Source organism: Methylobacterium isbiliense (genome assembly GCF_022179325.1).
Classification (GTDB): Bacteria; Pseudomonadota; Alphaproteobacteria; order Rhizobiales; family Beijerinckiaceae; genus Methylobacterium; species Methylobacterium isbiliense.
Genome location: NZ_BPQQ01000065.1, coordinates 35,473 through 52,479, shown reverse-complemented (window position 1 = coordinate 52,479; position 17,007 = coordinate 35,473). Strand labels below are relative to the sequence as shown.

Below are 17,007 nucleotides of genomic sequence, written 5' to 3'. Positions count from 1 at the left end.
TGCCTGATCCTCTGGGCCGCCGTGCGGGGCAGGCGGCCCAGAGGATCAGGCACGCCATGCAGTCAGCCCGCATCGTCGAGGTCGACGAGACCTCCGCCGGCATCGTCGTCCCGGAGGACCGGGGCTACCGGTTCTTCGCCGCCCATCCGGACTTCTACCGCCTGGAGGGGCTCGTGTTCCGCAGCCCCCGCCACGCCACCCGCGCCGCCCGCGAACTGCGCGAGACGCGCAGCCGCCCCCGGCGGCACTGACGCCCACGTCGGACACGACACGCCGCGGCCCGGCTCCGGGCCGCGGCGGCCTTCGATCAGCGGTTGCGTGCCAGAAGCAGGATCCAGCCGATCCCGATGGTGAGAACCAGGATGCCGATCGTGGCGAAGGCCGGGGTGCCGTGCTCCATCAGCTTCGGGGCGAGCTGCGTCGCGAAGGCGGCCACCACCAGCCCCACCGCCACCCGCGCCGCTGCCCGCTCGATGCCGCGGGTCAGCTTGTCCATGCCCTTGAGTTCGATCTCGACCGTCACCCGCCCCTGCTTGAGGCGCACCAGCATCAGGTGGACCAGGGTCGGCAGCTCGGAGGCTGCTCCGTAGAGCCCGGCGGCCAGCCCCTCGAAGCGGGTCTTGACCTCCTTCATCGAGAAGCGGGTGCGCATCGTGCGGCGCACCGTGGGACCGGCCGCGGCGAAGAGGTCGAAGTTCGGATCGAGCTGGCGCATCACCCCGTCCGCCGTCACCAGCCCCTTGAACAGGATGGCGAGGTCGGTGGGCATGGCGAGGTCGTTCTCGCGCGCCATGGTCATGAAGTCGGTGAGCACGAGGCCGAGATTGAGCGTCGTGCCGTTGTGGCGCGTCACGAAGGCCTGCGAGGCGGCCTCCAGCCGCGTGAGGTCGGGATTGCTGCCGCCGGTCCAGTCGAGCAGCACGGCCATCAGCCCGTCCGCATCCTCCTTCAGCATCGCGCCGATCAGGATGAGGAGCTGCGCGCGCCGCCGCTGCGACAGCCGCCCGACGATGCCGAAATCCACGAAGGCGAGCCGGTTGCCCTGCATCGCCAGCAGGTTCCCGGGATGCGGGTCGGCGTGGAAGATGCCCTCGATCAGCGACATGTGCAGGAAGGCGTCGGTGCCGCGCTGGGCCAGCACCACGCGGTCGAGCCCCGCCTCCTCCAGCCGCTTGATGTCGGTGGGCGGCACGCCGTGGATGAATTCCTGCACGAGCACGCGCTCGGAGGTCCACTCCCAGTGGATCTTCGGGAAGACAATGTCGTCGCGGTCGGCAAACAGCCCCGCCAGCAGCTCGCAGTTGCGCGCCTCGTTGAGAAGGTCGAGTTCCTCCCGCAGGCCGTTGGCGATGAAGCGCATCTGCTCGTGCGGCCGGTAGCGCACCATCTCGGGCCACTCGCTCTCGACGATGCGGGCGGCGTGAGAGAGCAGGCGCAGGTCCGCCTCGATGATCTTTTGCACGCCCGGCCGGCGCACCTTGACGATCACCTCCTCCCCGCTCTCCAGTCGCGCCCGGTAGACCTGGGCGATCGACGCGGAGGCGAGCGGGTTGGTGTCGAACTCCGAGAAGATCTCGCTCGGCGGCGCCCCGAGATCGGCTTCGAGCTGCGGGCGGATCACATCCCACGGCACCGGAGCGACGCGGTCGTGCAGCTTGCCGAGTTCTTCCGTCCATTGCGGGGTCAGGAGGTCGGCGCGGCTCGCCATCACCTGCCCGATCTTGACGAAGGTCGGCCCCAGCGCCTCGATCGCCCGGCGCATGCGCTCGGGCTGCGACAGCCGGGTCACGTCCACGGCCGGCGTGCTGCGCCACGTCAGGCGCGGGATCGCCCGCAGGCCGAGGCGGTCGACGACCTGGTTCACGCCGAACCCGATCAGGATGCCGGCGATCTCCTGGAGGCGCTGGCGGTCGCGCGCGGCGACGAAGGCGGTTTTCAGCATGTGCTCGTCGGCTCAACCCGGCTGCCGTGACTGTCGAATCCCAGGGTCCGGCCGCGGATGCAAGGCCCCGAGCCGCGCAATACGGCGCAGCGCACCATCCGGCCGCGGCGCAGCCTGCTGGCCCCGTCGCCTACCGGCGCAACGCGGCTTTACTTGGGCGAGACAAGTCGCGCCAGGAAAATCGGGCCGCGGACGGGATGCGGACGCCGCGCTCAGAGCCTGCGCCGCATCGCCGGCAACGTCTCGTCCGGCGCCGCCGCGAGCCCGTACTCGACATCGAAGAAGCGGCGGACCGCCGGCACGTAGCGGGCGTTGAAGCGGGGATCGACATGGGGGAAGCCGGAGGCTTCGAGCGCGGGAAACAGCGCCTCCGCCTCGGCCGCCCGGGCCTTGCCGACGAGCGCCACCGCGATCTCGGCGTCGCTGGCGAATTCCGGCAGGGCCGCCAAGCCGCGCACTCCCTTCATGCCCCTCTCCCTCGCGGTTCCGTGCTGCGCCCATCCCGTCGCAAGCCGGGATGCCCCGGGGAGGCGGATCGCCGTGCCGCAGTTGAGGCTGCCCGACCGCGACAATCAAGACGCACGAAACCCCTCTCCCGAGGGGGAAAGGGGTGTCGAGGGTCCGTTCGCCACCGCCCTGCGAGCGGCGCGGACCGGGACCGTGAGCCTGCCGGCAAGGGGACCGTGGCCCCCCTGCCGGCCGAGGCGGGTCTTACTGGCGAGCGCCCGAGCCGCCCATGCCGCCCGAGGCGCCGCCCATGCCGCCCGACGAGCCACCCATGCCGCCGGCGCCGCCGCGGCCGGTGCTGCCGGTGGTCTCGGGCGAAGAGCCGCGGCCCTGGCCGGCGTTCTGGCCCATACCGCCCTGGCCCATGCCGCCCTGGTTGCCGCCGCGCTCGCGCAGGCCGCCCTGGGCCTGCTGACCGCGATCCTGGCCGCCCATGCGATCCTGCATGTTGCGGTCCTGGCTCATGCGGTCCTGGCCCATCCGCTGCTCGCCGCGGCCGCGCTCGGAGGTCCCGCGGGTCTCGTCCCGGCGGTCGCTGGTGCGGGTCTCGTCGCGGCGGTCGCGCACCGTGGCAGAGGTCCGCTCGCTGCTGCGGACGTCGACGCGGTCGCGCACGCGCTCGCCCCGCACGCCGACGCTGCCGGTGACGCTCGACCGCTCGGTCACGACGAGGCGGCGATATTCCGGCGAGCCGTAGAGGACGCGCTGGCCGCGCACCACGACGTAGCGGGCCGGACCGCTCTTCTCGCGGACGACCAGGCGGCGGTACTCGGGCGAGCCCACGCGCACGCGCCGGCCCTGGATCACCACGAACTCGGTGCCGCCGGCGCGCACGCCGCGCTTCTGGCGCTGCTCCACGACCACGAGGCGGCGGTACTCGGGCGAGCCGTACACGACGCGCTGGCCGGCGATGGTCACCATCCGGCGGCCACCCGTGCCGACGGAGATCCGGTCCTCGCGGCTGCTCGTGCGCACGCTGCGCTCGTCGCGCGTGCGGTCAAACCGCTCGGCCCGCTCGCCGCGTCCCTCGCGCATCTCGTCACGGCCCGCCCGCCGGGCGTCGCGATCCCGCTCGCCCATGCCGGCTTCGCGGCCGCCGCGGGCTTCATCGCGGCCCTCACGCGTCCCCATCTCCTGGCCGCGGCCGCGGCCCTCCCGGGCCTCCTGCTGCTCGCGGCCGCCCTGGCCTTCGCGCATGCCGCGCTCGCCGCGCGCGCTCTGCTCGCCCCGGGCTCCCATCTCGCCGCCGCGGCCCGCGGAGGCGCCGCCCATCTCGCCGCCGCGGCTCGCGGACGAACCGCCCGAGGCTCCCATCGACGCGCCGCCCGGCGATCCCGCCCCGCCGCCGCCGCTCTGCGCGAACACCGACGTGCTGATCAGCAACGCAGCCAGACCAACGCCCAAACGTCCCATGGATGTCCTCGTCATGATCGGGTCTCCAGTGTGAAGGTGGCATCGAAACGTCGAGGTTGAATAATCGTTCCAGGGTCTGCACGGCGCAGAGCGGCTTGTCTTTACAGTCAAGCTGGTCGTCTCGATTGTTGTGCATTGCACAGGCGGCCGCGTGCCCGAACCATGTGGAATCACCTCCGCGGGCGCCCGTGCCCCTTGGACACCCTCGCGGGCCATCCGGGGCGGAGACGGCGTTCGAACCGGAACCGTCGGGTCCGTGCGGCGTTTGTGCGGGCCGCAGAAGCGGGCGTCCGCGCGCGACCGCGGCCGGGGTCTTGAGACGGGGTGACGGGCGGATCATGGCGGCGGAGGGCAGGACGGCGGAAAAGCTCAGGACGAGGCCCGACGGTGCGATGCGCGCGGCTCACCCATCCGGACGGATGCCCCCCTCCGGGCGCGACTGGCTGAACCTCGGCTCGACGCCCGCGGCCGGTGGAGCGGCCGCCACGGGCCGGTTTGCCGCCAATCCCTGGGCCGACCGCCTGCGCCAGGGCGCGGGCCGGGCGCGATCCTCCCTCAGCACGCACTGGCAACCGGCCCTCGCGGCACGGATCGCGCCGCTCCGCTCGGCCGCCGAGCGAGTCGGCGGACGCATCGGGGCACATCCGGTGGCGCGGGAGGCCTCGGACCGATGGCAGCGCACCGCCGAGGCGGCGTCCCGCCTGCCCTGGGGCCGCCTCTCCCTCGCGGCGCTCCTGCTCACGACCGGCCTCGTCCTGGCGATCCTGGCGTGGTGCGCCGCGACGCTGCCCTCGCTCGCCGACAGGCCGCCCGCGGCCTCTCCGGTCACGATCCAGGCGCAGGACGGCGAGAGCCTGGCGCTGCGCGGCGATGTCCGGGGCCGCCCGCTCGCGCCGGGCGACATCGCCCCGGTGATGAAGCGGGCGGTGGTCGCCGCGCAGGACCCCTGGTTCGAGGATGTCCGGCCGCTCGACGCGGTCGGCATCGGCAGCGTGGCGCGGGGCGCGTTCCGGGAGACGGTCGGGGCGGGGCTGCGCGAGGGCAGCGCCCGCCTCACGCAGCTCCTCGTGCGCCAGAACCTGCTCTCGGGCGAGCGCGGCTTCGTGCCCGCCGTCCAGGAGGCGATGCTGGTGCTGTGGCTCGAAGCCCGCGCCTCCAAGGACGCGATCCTGACCCGCTTCCTCAACACCGCCTCGTTCGGGCCGGACCTCGTCGGGCTCGACGCCGCCGCACGCCGGCTTCTGGGCAAGGAGGCGCGCGATCTCTCGGCCGCCGAGGCCGCCCTGCTCGCCGGCCTCACCCTGCCGCCCCACGACCTGCGGGCCGACCGCGATCTCGACGCCGCCCGCGCCCGCGGCCGGCGGGTGCTCGACGGCATGGTGATGACCGGCGCCCTCACGCGCACGCAGGCCGACGAGGCGGGGCGGGCGCTGGCGAATCTCGCGCCGCCGGGTGCGACCCCGGTGACGCGCAGCGGCCTGCCCGACCTGACCGCGGCCGCCGCCCGCGACCGGCTCGGCGACGGATTCCGCGAGGCGACCCTGCGCACCTCCCTCGACCGCAGCCTCCAGGGCATGGCCGAGAAGGCGGTGGACCGCCGCCTCGACGCCAACGGCCGGCGCCGCAGCACCCGGGCCGCCCTGGTGGCGCTCGGCCCGGACGGCGCCGTCCTGGCGGCGGTGAGCACCGGGAGCCCGCTCGCCGCCGACGAGGCCGGCCGCGCGAGCGCCCAGGCCAGCCTGCGCCGCATCCTGCGCGACGGCCGGCCGGTCTTCGACCGCCTGCGCGCGCCGCCGCTCTCCCCGGCCGCCCTGCGGATGCGGGCCTACGGCCTGCTCGCCGCCTTGGCCCGCCCGCCCGAGGGCGACGGGCAGCCCGGCGCACGGGACGGCTTCTACGTCGCGGCGAGCGGCGACATGACGGTCGGGGTGTGGTTCACGGGCGAGGACGACCGCACGCCCGACGGCAGCGCGGGCGACGCCCCCGAGGCGATCTGGCAGGATTTCGCCGCCCAGGTCGCCAAGGCCCGCCCGGCGCCGCCGGAGCCGCCGGTCCGCGAGAACCCGCGCGAGGCCGCCCGCGACGCCGCCGCGCGCGAGGCGGCCGCCGGACCGCGCGGCCCGTGGCAGACGCCGGAGGGCAAGGCGGCGGCCCAGCCGCTCCTGCGCGGCACGGCCCGGGTGATCGACACCGGCCGCCTGCGCATCGACGGCCAGACCATCCGGCTGGTCGGGGTCGAGGGCCAGGGCGGCCGGGTGGCCCGCGAGTTCCGCCAGTACCTGCGCAAGCGCGAGGTCGAGTGCGATCCGACCGGCGAGACCGATGTCTACCGCTGCCGGGCGGGCGTGCAGGACCTCTCCGAGGTCGTGCTGTTCAACGGCGCCGCCAAGGCCGTGCCCAACGCCCCCCCGGACCTGCAGGCGGCGGAGGCGAGCGCCAAGGCGCGGCAGGCCGGGATCTGGCAGAACTGAGCGGCGGGCCTCCTCGGCCGGTGTCCCTCAGGCGGCCGGCGCCTTGCGCTGGCGGGCCTCGGCGCGGGCGCGGGCGAGGCCGTCCGGGCCGAGGTCGAGGGCGAGGCGCACCGCCTCCTCCACGTAGGCCTGCGGCGTGAGGCCGGCCAGCTTGGCGGCGCGGCTGAGCTGGAGCCCGAGGGCGCCGTCGATGGCGATGCCGGTGCGGGGCTTCTCGGGTGCCGGTGCGGACACCGGTGCAGGACGCGGGCTCGCGGGCGGCAGGCCCAGCGCCTGCCGTCGGCCCTCGGTGGCCAGCCGGTCGGCGCGCTCGTTGCCCTCCTCACCCGCATGGCCCCGCACCCAGACCCAGCGCACGTCGCGCGCCGCCGCCAGGGCGTCGAGCCGCTGCATCAGGTCGATGTTCTTCACCTCGCCGGTGGTGGTGCGCCAGCCCTTGGCCTTCCAGCCGCGCATCCACTCGGTGACGGACTTCACGACGTACTGGCTGTCGCAGCGCATCTCGATCGCCGCGCCCTCGGGAAAGTGCTCCAGCGCCCGGATCGCCGCCGTCAGCTCCATGCGGTTGTTGGTGCTGGCGCGCTCGCCGCCGCACAGCTCGATTGCTCCCTCGGGCGCCAGGATGACGACGCCCCAGCCCCCCGGGCCGGGATTGGGATCGCAGCCGCCGTCGGCGTAGACGATGGTTCGCATGGGGGAACTCCTCGTGAGGCGGATGGCGGCAGACCCTTGCCTGCCGCCATCCGGGCCGCTCCGCAACAGCGGGGCGCCACCCTCGCACCGAATCCTGAACGAAGCGCGGCGTCTCGGAGCCGCGCGGTCCCGAACAGGGGAGCTTCGCCCCGGCAGCGTCACCTCGTCCGTCCGCAGGCTGGAAGGAAGCGTACCAACACCGTTGCGGTGCCTGCGCTTACTCCGCCTCGCGGCGCAGGGTCGGCAGGCCGATGCCGGCGGCGTCGAAGCCGCCGTCCACCGCGAGGATCTGGCCCGAGATGTAGGACGCGCGCGGCCCGGCCAGGAAGACGATCGCCTGGGCGAGTTCCTCCTCCAGGCCGTAGCGGTTGAGCGGGATCGTGTCGTGGTAGTCAGCGCGGATCGCCGGGCTGTGCACCGCCTTGGCCATCGCCGTGTCGACGGGGCCGGGCGCCACCGCATTGACCCGGATGCCGAGGCCGGCGAGTTCCACCGCCTGCTGCTTGGTGAGGTGCGCGAGCGCCGCCTTGCTGGTGCCGTAGGCGACCCGCAGCGTCGAGGCGCGCAGGCCCGAGATCGACGTGATGTTGACGATGGCGCCCCCGCCGGTGCGCGCCATCACGGGGGCGGCGGCCCGGCTGCACAGGAACGGGCCGGTGAGGTTGACGGCGAGCACCCGCGCCCATTCGTCGGGCGTGGTGTCGAGGAGCGGCTTGAACACCGCGATGCCGGCATTGTTGACGAGGGCGTCGAGCCGCCCGAAGCGCTCGGCGGCCTCCGCCACCGCCGCCGAGACCCCGGCCTCGTCCGAGACGTCGCAGGGCAGCGCGAGCGTGCGGTCAGGCGCCTCCAGCGAGGCGACCGCGCGGTCGAGCCCCTCGCGGTCGATATCGAGGAGGGCGACGCGCCAGCCCTCCGCGAGCATCAGCGCGGCGGTGGCGAACCCGATGCCGCGGGCGGCTCCGGTCACGAGGGCGGTTCTGGCGTCCTGGGTCATTCGGCGTCCTCCGGGGTGTTGACCCGGAGCGCTTAGCGTCCCGGGGCGTTGCGCGCCATGAAGGTTTCGGGGGAGCCCTGGGCGGGGTCGACGAACACGATGTCGGTGGGCGCGCGGCGCGGCGTGTCGATGGCCAGGAAGACCAGCGGCTCGGCCAGGATGGTGGGCAGCGCGTGCACGGTGCCGCGTTCGAAGAACAGCAGGTGCCCCGGCCCGAACTCGGCCTCCGTGCCCGGGTCGCCGAGCCAGAAGGTGCCCCGGCCCGAGACCACGTACAGGTACTCGTCGCAGCCCCGGTGGAAATGCGGCGGCGTCGGCCGGTAGACCCGAAAGACCCGCGCGCTCGCGGCCTCCCGGTCGGTGAGGTAGGTGTCGACCAGGAGCGTGTCGGCGGTGGCCGGCAGCGCCAGCGCCTCCGCGATGATGTCGAACCGCCCGGTGGCGGGCGGGGCGGGATCGGTCTCGGCCATCGGTGTCTCCCGGCCGCGCGCGGCCAAGCCAAGGCGGCAAAGTGGATTGGACCGTGCCGGGATACAACGGTGCGGGCGGTGCTCAGGCCGTCTGCGCGGCGGACTGGACGTGGACGAGCAGGCCCTGGCCGCCCCGCTCGATGTCCTCGCGCACCGCGTCGCGCGCCTCCGCGGCATCGCGGCGGCGCAGGGCCTCGATCACCCGCACATGCGGGTGCGGCTCCCAGTCCGGCAGGCCGCCGTCGTAGAGGTGAGACAGGATCGGCCCGCAGCGCACCCACAGCATCTCCACGATGTCGTAGAGCACCGGCAGGCGGCCGAGCCGGCACAGGGCGAGGTGGAACTCGGTGTTGAGGTTCACCGCGCGCGCGAAGTCGCTGGTGCGGTGGCAGGCCGAGATGGCGTCGTGGATGCCCGCCAGCGCGTCGATCTCCTCCAGGGCCGCAATGGTGGCGGCCGTGGCGGCGGCGCGGCCTTCGAGGTCGATGCGGATCGCCCGGATCTCCAGCAGTTCGGCCAGCGTCAGCGACGGGACGACCACGCTGCCGCGGGCGTCGAGCGCCAGCGCCTTCTCGGAGACGAGGCGCAGCAGCGCCTCCCGCATCGGCGTGGCGCTGATCCCGAAGCGCGCCGACATCGGCCGCAACCGCAGCCGCTCCCTGGGCCGCAACTGCCCGCGCATCAGGGCGGCGCGCAGGTCCGCGTAGGCGCGCTCGCCCAGGTTCTCCCGCACGAGCGGCCGCACCCAGTCGGCCGGTCCGGCCTCCGGACGATCGGAGCCCCGGGCGGCGGGGTCTCGGCGGGTCGGTTGCGCGGAGCGGCTTGACATGCGGGCCGATCTCGGTGGATGAGTGTTATAACAAATTACAGCGGTCTGTCATAGCAGGCCCCGCCGCGACCGTCACCACCGTCGCACCCAGGGAGGACCATGATCGCGCTGCGCAAGACCGTTGCCGCGTTCGGGCTCGATCTCGCCGAGGTCGCGGCCCCCGGGGAGCCCGGACCGGGCCGCGTGACGATCGCCGTCGCGGCGGCCGGGATCTGCGGCAGCGACGTCCACGCCTACGAGTGGACCCCGGGCTATGCGTTCATGGCGCAGGCGCTGCCGGTGACGCTCGGGCACGAATTCGCCGGCACCGTGCGGGCGGTCGGCGCGGGCGTCGCCGATCTCGCGCCCGGGGACCGGGTGACGTGCTGGCCGACCATCACCTGCGGCGCCTGCGAGGACTGCCGGGCCGGCCGGCCGCAGGGGTGCGCGGCGCGCACCATCATCGGTCTGCACGCGGATGGCGGCTTCGCCGAAACCGTGACCGTCCCGGCCGCCAATTGCCGCCCGCTCCCCCCGGGCCTTCCCCTCGATGTCGCCGCGCTGACCGAACCCCTCGGGGTCGCCGTGAACGCGGTCGACGTGGCAGAGGTGCGGCCGGGCGACCGGGTGGTGGTGCTCGGGCCCGGCCCGATCGGGCTCGGCATCGCCTTCGTGGCGCAGGAGCGCGGCGCCCGGGTGCTGCTCGCCGGCCTCGACGACGAACTGCGCCTCGCGACGGCCCGCGCGATCGGGATCGCGCAAGCCGTCGATCTGCGCGGCGAGAGCCTGGAGGCGGCGGTGGCGCGGGTCTTCGGCGGCCCGGCCGACCGGGTGATCGAGGCCACGGGCGTGGCGCGCTCGGTCACGGACGGCCTCGCCGCCCTGCGCTCCGGCGGCATCCTGGTGGTGGCCGGCATCCATTCCGGCCCGCTCAGCCTCGACCTCACCGGGTTCGTGCGCAGCAAGAAGCAGATCCGCGCCGCGCACGACACCACCGCGCCCGCCCTCGACGAGGCGATCCGGCTCCTCGCCGCGCATGCGGAGACGCTCTCGCGCCTCATCACGCACCGGCGTCCGCTCTCGGACGGGGTCGCGGCCTTCGAACTCGCCCGCAGCCGCAGGGCCGTGAAGGTCCTGCTGGTGCCGGACCAACCCGACGCGGACGACCCTACCGTCTCCCGGACAAGGACACGCGCATGACCATCGCGGTGAGACCCGCCCCCGCCGCCGGGGGCAACATGACCGGCGCCGACGCGCTGGCGAGCGCCCTGCAGCGGCACGGCGTGCGGGAGGTGTTCGGCCAGAGCATCCCCTCGGCCCTGTTCCTCGCCGCCCCGTCCTACGGCATCCGGCAGGTCGGCTACCGCACGGAGAATGCCGGTGCCGCGATGGCCGACGCCTTCGCGCGCGTCTCGGGCCGGGTCGGGGTGGTGGCGGCGCAGAACGGCCCGGCCGCGACCCTGCTCGTCCCCGGCCTCGCCGAGGCGCTGAAGGCCTCGATCCCCGTGGTGGCGATCGTGCAGGACGTGAACCGCCGCTTCACGGACAAGAACGCCTTCCAGGAACTCGACCATCACGCGCTGTTCTCGGGCGTGGCGAAGTGGGTGCGCCGCATCGGTGATCCGGGCCGGATCGACGATTACGTCGACATGGCCTTCGCGGCGGCCTCCACCGGCCGGCCCGGCCCGGCGGTGCTGCTCGTGCCCCTCGACGTGCTCGATGAGCGGGCGGAGATCGACGCGGTGGCGCCGCGCCGCGCGGCGAGCCTCGGCACCTACCCGCTCGACCGCACGGTGGCCGATCCCGCCCGCATCGCCGAGGCCGCCGCGCTGATCGCGGGCGCCAAGCGCCCGGTGGTGATCGCCGGCGGCGGCGTGCACTCCTCGGGCGCCAGCGCCGAACTCGCCGCGCTCCAGGCCCTCGGGCTTCCGGTCGGCACCACCGTGATGGGCAAGGGCGCGGTGGACGAGACGCACCCGCTCTCCCTCGGCGTCGTCGGCTACTTCATGGCCCCGCGCAGCCGCTCGGCCCATGTGCGGGAGGTGGTCACGGGGGCCGATGTGGTGGTGCTCGTCGGCAACCGGGCGAACCAGAACGGCACGGACAGCTGGTCGCTCTACCCGCGCGACGCGGCTTACGTGCACATCGACGTGGACGGCGCCGAGATCGGGCGCAACTACGAGGCCCTGCGGCTTGCCGGCGACGCCAAGCTGACGCTCGCGGCCCTGACCGAGGCCCTGCGCGCCTCCGGTCTGCCGGGCTCCGCCGAGGGCCGCGGCGCCCTGGAGCGCCGGATCGCCGAGGCGCGCGCGCGCCACCGCGAGGACATGGCCCGCCTCGTGGACCTCGATGCGGTGCCGGTGCGCCCCGAGCGGATCCTGGCCGAGATCGACGCCGTGCTGACGCCCGAGACCATCGCGGTGGCGGATGCGAGCTACGCCTCGATCTGGATCGCCAACTTCCTCACCGCCCGCAAGGCCGGGCAGCGGTTCCTCACACCCCGCGGCATCGCGGGCCTCGGCTGGGGCCTGCCCTTCGCGCTCGGCGCGAAGGTGGCGCGCCCCGACGCGCCGGTGATCTGCCTCACCGGGGATGGCGGCTTCGGGCATGTCTGGTCGGAGCTGGAGACGGCCCGGCGCATGAAGCTGCCGGTGGTGGTGGTCGTCCTCAACAACCAGATCCTCGGCTACCAGAAGCACGCCGAACTCTCGCTGTTCGGCAACTTCACCGATGTCTGCGACTTCGAGGCCGTCGACCACGCCGCCATCGCCCGGGCCTGCGGCTGTGCGGGCGTGCGGGTCGAGCGGCCGGGGGATCTCGCCGAGGCGCTGCGCACGGCGCTCGCCGCGGACGGCACGACGGTGATCGACGTGATCACCGACCAGCGCGCCTACCCGCCGATCACCAGCTTCGAGGGCAAGGACGCGCTGCAATACTGAGGCACGGTATCCCCGCGCCTGCTGGCGGGCGGGTGCGCAAGACGGGACCGGATGTGTTCGTGACGGGCGGCCACAGCCCGCAGGATCGGAGGGAGCAACCATGAGGAAGTCTGTCGTCGCGGCGTCGGTCGCCGCCGTCGTGCTGGGGCTCGCCGCCGGCGCGGCGCGGGCCGACGTGAAGTTCGGCGCGCTCTACCCGTTCAGCGGGCAGCTCGCGCTGCTCGGCGAGGAGAGCGCCCGGGGCCTGGAACTCGCCGTCGAGGAGATCAACGCCGCGGGCGGGGTGCAGGGCGAGAAGGTCGTGCTGGTGCGCGGCGACGCCGTGGACAACAACCAGGCGATCGGCGAGGCGCGCCGGCTGATCTCGCTCGAGCGGGTGGTCGCGCTGTTCGGCACCTATTCCTCGGCCCGCTCGATCGCGGCGAGCCAGGTCGCCGAACTCGCGGGCGTGCCGTACTTCGAACTCGGCGCCGTGGCCGACGAGGTCACGGGCCGCGGCCTCAAGTTCCTCTACCGCACCAACCCGACCGCCGAGGACATGGCCAAGCTCGCGGTCGAGATGATCGTCAACAAGGTCGCGGGCGGCCTCGGCAAGAAGCCCGAGGAGCTGAAGATCGGGATCATCCACGAGGATTCGAACTACGGCACCTCGGTCGCCGGCCACCAGAAGAAGTACGCGGCCGCCGCCAAGCTGAACGTCGTGACCTCGCAGGCCTATCCGGCCTCGACGGTCGACATGTCCTCGCTCGTCCTCGACCTGAAGCGGCGCGGCGTCGACATCGTGATGCAGACCTCCTACCAGAACGATTCCGTCCTGTTCCTGCAGCAGGCGAACGAGGCCGGCTTCAAGCCCGGCGCGATCATCGGCGGGGGCGGCGGCTACTCGATGCAGCCCACCGCCGACGCCGTCGGTCACGGCGTCATCGAGGGCGTGCTCGACACCGACTTCACCCAATTCCTCGTCAACACCAAGTACACGCCGGGCATCGAGGGCTTCGTGGAGGCCTACAAGAAGAAGTACAATGGCAATCCCCGCTCCGGCCATTCGCTCAACAACTATGTCGGGGCCAAGCTCATCCTGCAGGAATTGAACAAGACCAAGGGCTTCACGCCGGATACGATCACCAAGGCGATGAAGAACCTCGACGTCAAGGCGGGCACGACGGCGGTCGGCTACGGCTTCAAGTTCGGCACGAACAACCAGAACGAGCGGGCCGCGATGATGGGCATGCAGTGGCAGAACGGCAAGCTCGTCACGGTCTACCCGGACGAGGCGGCGGTCTCGCCGATGCAGTTCCGCAAGTAGCACAGCCTCATCGGCGGCGGGCGCGTCCCGCCGCCCGATTGCCCCCTGTCGCGGAGGCGCGCATGGACATCCTGCTGCAGGTACTCGCCAACGGGCTGATGCTCGGCGGGCTGTTCGCCATCGTGAGCGTCGGCCTCACGCTGATCTTCGGCATCGTCAAGGTCGTGAACTTCGCCCATGGCGAGTTCCTGATGCTCGGGATGTACGGGACCTACCTCGTCACGAGCGCGCTCGGGCTGCACCCCTTCGTGGCGGTGATCGCGGTGGTGCCGGTGCTGTTCATCCTCGGCGCCCTGACGCAGCGGCTGCTGATCCAGCCGCTGATGGCGTCCGGCGACGACCACATCCAGATCTTCGCCACGGTCGGCCTCTCGACGGCGCTCATCAACCTCGCGCTGCTGGTCTTCGGCGCCGACATCGCCAACACGCCCCCGCACGGCCTGCGCGCGCCCGTCGAGATCGGCCCGGTGCGGGTCCTCACCGGGCAGATCGTGATCTTCCTCGCGGCGATCGCGCTGGTGGTCGGGCTGCAGGCCTTCCTCGCCCGCACCCAGACCGGCCGGGCGATCCGGGCGGTGGCGCAGAACCGCGCCGCGGCGGAGCTGATGGGCATCGACGTGAAGCGCATCTACGCGCTCACCTTCGGCATCGGCGCGGCCTGCGTCGGCGTCGCCGCCGTGCTGGTGGCGCCGCTCTACCCGACCTCGCCGAACAGCGGCACCTACTTCGTGCTCACCGCCTTCGTGGTGGTGGTGCTGGGCGGGCTCGGCTCCATCGGCGGCGCCTTCGCGGGCTCGCTCCTGATCGGCCTCATCGACAGCGTGGCGGGGTTCTACGTCGGCTCGGACATGCGCGAGATCGCGGTGTTCGGCGTCTTCCTGCTGATCCTGATCCTGCGGCCGTCCGGCCTGTTCGGCTCGCGGCTCAAGCTCGCGCACGTGTCGCCATGAGGGATGTCATGAGCACCGCCTCCCCGACGACGACCGTCCCGCGCGCCGCCCCGGCCGGGGCGCCCGCCCTGCCGCGCTGGCAGGCCGCCGGGCTCGCCCTGGTGCTGGCGGCGCTGGTCGCGGTGCCGATCGCGGTGGACAACGCCTTCGTCTACCACGTCTTCATCACGATCTGCGTCTTTGCCGCGCTCTCGACGGCCTGGAACATCGTCGGCGGCTTCACCGGCCAGCTCTCCCTCGGCCACGGCATCTTCTACGGCATCGGCGCCTATGCGGGGGTGATCCTGGCGGGCCTCGGCATCACGCCCTGGCTCGGGATGTTCGCCGGGGCGGCGCTCGCCGTGATCGTCGCGGTGGCGATCAGCTATCCGTGCTTCCGGCTGCGCGGCCCGTTCTTCTCGCTCGCCACCATCGCCTTCCTGGAGGTGTTCCGCGTCCTCGCCCTGCATTTCCGCGAGGTGACGGGCGGGGCGACCGGGCTGATGATCCCGCTCAAGCTCGGCTGGGAATGGATGGTCTTCCGCGAGCGCCCGCCGCAGCTCGCCATCGCGTTCGGCCTGCTGCTCGCGACGCTGGCGGTGGCGTGGTTCGTGCGCTGGCGCCGGCTCGGCTACTATCTCGTGGCGACGCGCGAGCGCGAATCCGCCGCGCAGGCGGCGGGCGTCGACACGGTGCGGGTGCGCCTCGTCGCGGTCTCGGTCTCGGGCGGACTGACCGCCATCGTCGGCACCTTCCACGCCATGTACCTCACCTACATCGAGCCGGCGGCGATGTTCTCGCTGACGCTCTCGATCCAGATCGCGATGTTCGCGCTCATCGGCGGGATCGGCACGGTGTTCGGTCCGCTGCTCGGCGCGGTGCTCCTCGTGCCGATCACCGAACTCGCCCGCGGCTGGCTCGGTGCCAAGGCGCTGGGGCTGCACGGCCTCGTCTACGGCCTCGTCCTGATGCTCGTCGTGCTGTTCATGCCCAACGGCCTGATGGGGCTCGTCGCCCGGCTCGGGCGCCGCCCGGCTTCCCGCGGGGCGCAGGCGGCGCCGGCCGTTCCGGCGGCCGCGGCGGCGCGCCCGGCGGTCGGCGCCGAGATCCTGCGCGTCGAGGGTCTGCAGAAGCATTTCGGCGGCCTGCACGTCACCAACGACGTCGGCTTCACGCTGCGCGAGGGCGAGATCCTGGGCCTGATCGGGCCGAACGGGGCCGGCAAGACCACCGTCTTCAACATGATCTCGGGCTTCCTGCGGGCCGATTCCGGCCGCGTGAGCGTGCGGGCGCCGGACGGAACGTGGCACCAGCCGGTCAGCCCGGCCGATTTCGCCGGGCTCGGCGTCGGCCGCACCTTCCAGATCGTGCAGCCCTTCGCGGCGATGACGGTCGAGGAGAACATCATGGTGGGGGCCTTCCACCGGCACGCGGATGTGCGGGAGGCCCGCGCGGTGGCGCGCGAGACCGCCCACCGCATGGGCCTCGGCCCCTGGCTCGACGTCGAGGCGCGGGGCTTGACCATCGGCGGCTTCAAGCGGCTGGAGGTGGCGCGCGTGATGGCGATGCAGCCGCGCGTGCTGCTCCTCGACGAGGTGATGGCCGGCATCAACCAGACCGACGTGCGCCGCGCCATCGACCTGATGCTGTCGATCCGCGACAGCGGCGTCAGCATCATCGCCATCGAGCACGTGATGCAGGCGGTGATGTCGCTCTCCGACCGGGTGATCGTGCTCAATTCCGGGCGGATCATCGCGGAAGGGCGGCCGCAGGAGGTGGTGCGCGATCCGGTCGTCGTCGAGGCCTATCTCGGCAAGGAGTTCGTCCATGCTCAGGCTTGAGGGCGTCCACGCGGGCTACGGCGCCACCACCATCCTGCACGACGTCTCGCTCGACGTCGCAGCCGGCGAGGTGGTGACGATCATCGGGGCGAACGGCGCCGGCAAGACCACGACGCTGCGCACCATCGCGGGCCTCCTCACGCCGACCGCCGGCCGCATCACCTTCGAGGGGCAGGACGTCACGCGCCTGTCCGGCCACGAGATGGTGGAGCGGGGCGTCACCCTGATCCCGGAGGGCCGCCAGCTCTTTCCCGAGATGAGCGTGCGCGAGAACCTGCTGATGGGCGCCTACCGGCGCGCCGCGCGGGCGCGGCAGGCCGAGACGCTGGAGGAGGTGCTGGAGCTGTTTCCCCGGGTGCGCGAGCGCCTCGACCAGAACGCCGGCTCGCTCTCGGGCGGCGAGCAGCAGATGGTCGCGATCGCGCGGGGCATGATGGCCCGGCCCAAGCTCCTGATGTTCGACGAGCCCTCCCTCGGGCTCGCGCCGATCATCGTCTCGCAGGTGTTTGCGGTGGTGGACCGGATCGTGCGCAGCGGCGTCACCGTGCTGATCGTGGAGCAGAACGTCTTCCACACGCTGCAGGTCGCCGACCGCGGCTACGTGCTGGAGAACGGCGAGATCGTGCTGCGCGACGAGGCCAAGGCGCTCCTCGCCAACGACCATGTCCGGCGGGCCTATCTGGGGATCTGA

The 17,007-nt window shown here is 73.1% G+C and carries 15 protein-coding genes; 8 read left to right on the top strand and 7 right to left on the bottom strand.

All coding sequences use genetic code 11. The features are described 5' to 3' along the window. Positions 1-251 (top strand): hypothetical protein (locus MFF61_RS24755; RefSeq protein ID WP_238240271.1); only part of this gene is annotated, 251 nt, incomplete at its 5' end. A 56-nt stretch (positions 252-307) separates the two neighbouring features. Here the strand turns inward: MFF61_RS24755 and MFF61_RS24750 are convergent. From MFF61_RS24750 to MFF61_RS24740, 3 genes are all read right to left on the bottom strand, one after another. Beyond that, positions 308-1,942 (bottom strand): ABC1 kinase family protein, encoded by a 1,635-nt coding sequence (locus tag MFF61_RS24750; protein ID WP_238240270.1) that lies wholly within the window; start codon positions 1,940-1,942, stop codon positions 308-310. 212 nt (positions 1,943-2,154) lie between these two features. Then, positions 2,155-2,409: a hypothetical protein gene (locus MFF61_RS24745; RefSeq protein ID WP_238240269.1), complete on the bottom strand. Its 255-nt coding sequence runs from the start codon at positions 2,407-2,409 to the stop codon at positions 2,155-2,157. 244 nt (positions 2,410-2,653) lie between these two features. Further along, positions 2,654-3,862, bottom strand: a complete 1,209-nt coding sequence (locus MFF61_RS24740) for a hypothetical protein (protein ID WP_238240268.1) — start codon at positions 3,860-3,862, stop codon at positions 2,654-2,656. A gap of 419 nt (positions 3,863-4,281) precedes the next feature. Here MFF61_RS24740 and MFF61_RS24735 point away from each other — a divergent pair, with 419 nt between their 5' ends. Beyond that, the gene (locus MFF61_RS24735) at positions 4,282-6,333 is read left to right on the top strand and encodes a transglycosylase domain-containing protein (protein ID WP_238240267.1); all 2,052 of its coding nucleotides are present in this window, start codon (positions 4,282-4,284) and stop codon (positions 6,331-6,333) included. A 27-nt stretch (positions 6,334-6,360) separates the two neighbouring features. Here the strand turns inward: MFF61_RS24735 and rnhA are convergent, their stop codons facing one another. The 4 genes from rnhA to MFF61_RS24715 all read right to left on the bottom strand — a co-directional run bounded on the left by rnhA (position 6,361) and on the right by MFF61_RS24715 (position 9,322). After that, positions 6,361-7,026, bottom strand: a complete 666-nt coding sequence (rnhA, locus tag MFF61_RS24730; RefSeq protein ID WP_238240265.1) for a ribonuclease HI — start codon at positions 7,024-7,026, stop codon at positions 6,361-6,363. 217 nt (positions 7,027-7,243) lie between these two features. Next, positions 7,244-8,023: an SDR family NAD(P)-dependent oxidoreductase gene (locus MFF61_RS24725; protein ID WP_238240264.1), complete on the bottom strand. Its 780-nt coding sequence runs from the start codon at positions 8,021-8,023 to the stop codon at positions 7,244-7,246. Positions 8,024-8,055: 32 nt separating this feature from the next. Beyond that, positions 8,056-8,493, bottom strand: coding sequence for a cupin domain-containing protein (locus MFF61_RS24720; RefSeq protein ID WP_238240263.1), 438 nt, complete (start codon positions 8,491-8,493; stop codon positions 8,056-8,058). An 82-nt stretch (positions 8,494-8,575) separates the two neighbouring features. Next, entirely contained in the window at positions 8,576-9,322 is a 747-nt protein-coding gene (locus tag MFF61_RS24715) for a GntR family transcriptional regulator (protein ID WP_238240262.1), read from the bottom strand. Between the two features lie 99 nt (positions 9,323-9,421). Between MFF61_RS24715 and MFF61_RS24710 the strand changes: the two genes are divergently transcribed. The 6 genes from MFF61_RS24710 (at position 9,422) to MFF61_RS24685 (ending at position 17,007) form a co-directional block, all read left to right on the top strand. After that, the gene (locus MFF61_RS24710) at positions 9,422-10,501 is read left to right on the top strand and encodes a zinc-dependent alcohol dehydrogenase (protein WP_238240261.1); all 1,080 of its coding nucleotides are present in this window, start codon (positions 9,422-9,424) and stop codon (positions 10,499-10,501) included. Then, positions 10,498-12,240 carry an acetolactate synthase catalytic subunit gene (locus MFF61_RS24705; RefSeq protein WP_238240259.1) on the top strand — a complete coding sequence of 581 codons (1,743 nt, stop codon included), beginning with the start codon at positions 10,498-10,500 and terminating at the stop codon, positions 12,238-12,240. The genes MFF61_RS24710 and MFF61_RS24705 overlap by 4 nt, the downstream gene beginning before the upstream one ends. Before the next feature lie 100 nt (positions 12,241-12,340). Then, a complete protein-coding gene (locus MFF61_RS24700) occupies positions 12,341-13,546 on the top strand; it encodes an ABC transporter substrate-binding protein (protein ID WP_238240257.1) in 1,206 nt (401 codons plus the stop codon). 62 nt (positions 13,547-13,608) lie between these two features. Further along, entirely contained in the window at positions 13,609-14,496 is an 888-nt protein-coding gene (locus MFF61_RS24695; protein ID WP_238240254.1) for a branched-chain amino acid ABC transporter permease, read from the top strand. Between the two features lie 8 nt (positions 14,497-14,504). Continuing rightward, positions 14,505-16,316 (top strand): branched-chain amino acid ABC transporter ATP-binding protein/permease, encoded by a 1,812-nt coding sequence (locus MFF61_RS24690; RefSeq protein WP_238240252.1) that lies wholly within the window; start codon positions 14,505-14,507, stop codon positions 16,314-16,316. Continuing rightward, positions 16,303-17,007, top strand: a complete 705-nt coding sequence (locus MFF61_RS24685; RefSeq protein ID WP_238240251.1) for an ABC transporter ATP-binding protein — start codon at positions 16,303-16,305, stop codon at positions 17,005-17,007. Before MFF61_RS24690 ends, MFF61_RS24685 begins: the two co-directional genes overlap by 14 nt.

Coding starts and splice junctions, on each gene's coding strand:
- MFF61_RS24750 (WP_238240270.1), bottom strand. CDS start 1,942: ATGCTGAAAACCGCCTTCGTCGCCGCGCGCGACCGCCAGCGCCTCCAG.
- MFF61_RS24745 (WP_238240269.1), bottom strand. CDS start 2,409: ATGAAGGGAGTGCGCGGCTTGGCGGCCCTGCCGGAATTCGCCAGCGAC.
- MFF61_RS24740 (WP_238240268.1), bottom strand. CDS start 3,862: ATGGGACGTTTGGGCGTTGGTCTGGCTGCGTTGCTGATCAGCACGTCG.
- MFF61_RS24735 (WP_238240267.1), top strand. CDS start 4,282: ATGCCCCCCTCCGGGCGCGACTGGCTGAACCTCGGCTCGACGCCCGCG.
- rnhA (WP_238240265.1), bottom strand. CDS start 7,026: ATGCGAACCATCGTCTACGCCGACGGCGGCTGCGATCCCAATCCCGGC.
- MFF61_RS24725 (WP_238240264.1), bottom strand. CDS start 8,023: ATGACCCAGGACGCCAGAACCGCCCTCGTGACCGGAGCCGCCCGCGGC.
- MFF61_RS24720 (WP_238240263.1), bottom strand. CDS start 8,493: ATGGCCGAGACCGATCCCGCCCCGCCCGCCACCGGGCGGTTCGACATC.
- MFF61_RS24715 (WP_238240262.1), bottom strand. CDS start 9,322: ATGTCAAGCCGCTCCGCGCAACCGACCCGCCGAGACCCCGCCGCCCGG.
- MFF61_RS24710 (WP_238240261.1), top strand. CDS start 9,422: ATGATCGCGCTGCGCAAGACCGTTGCCGCGTTCGGGCTCGATCTCGCC.
- MFF61_RS24705 (WP_238240259.1), top strand. CDS start 10,498: ATGACCATCGCGGTGAGACCCGCCCCCGCCGCCGGGGGCAACATGACC.
- MFF61_RS24700 (WP_238240257.1), top strand. CDS start 12,341: ATGAGGAAGTCTGTCGTCGCGGCGTCGGTCGCCGCCGTCGTGCTGGGG.
- MFF61_RS24695 (WP_238240254.1), top strand. CDS start 13,609: ATGGACATCCTGCTGCAGGTACTCGCCAACGGGCTGATGCTCGGCGGG.
- MFF61_RS24690 (WP_238240252.1), top strand. CDS start 14,505: ATGAGCACCGCCTCCCCGACGACGACCGTCCCGCGCGCCGCCCCGGCC.
- MFF61_RS24685 (WP_238240251.1), top strand. CDS start 16,303: ATGCTCAGGCTTGAGGGCGTCCACGCGGGCTACGGCGCCACCACCATC.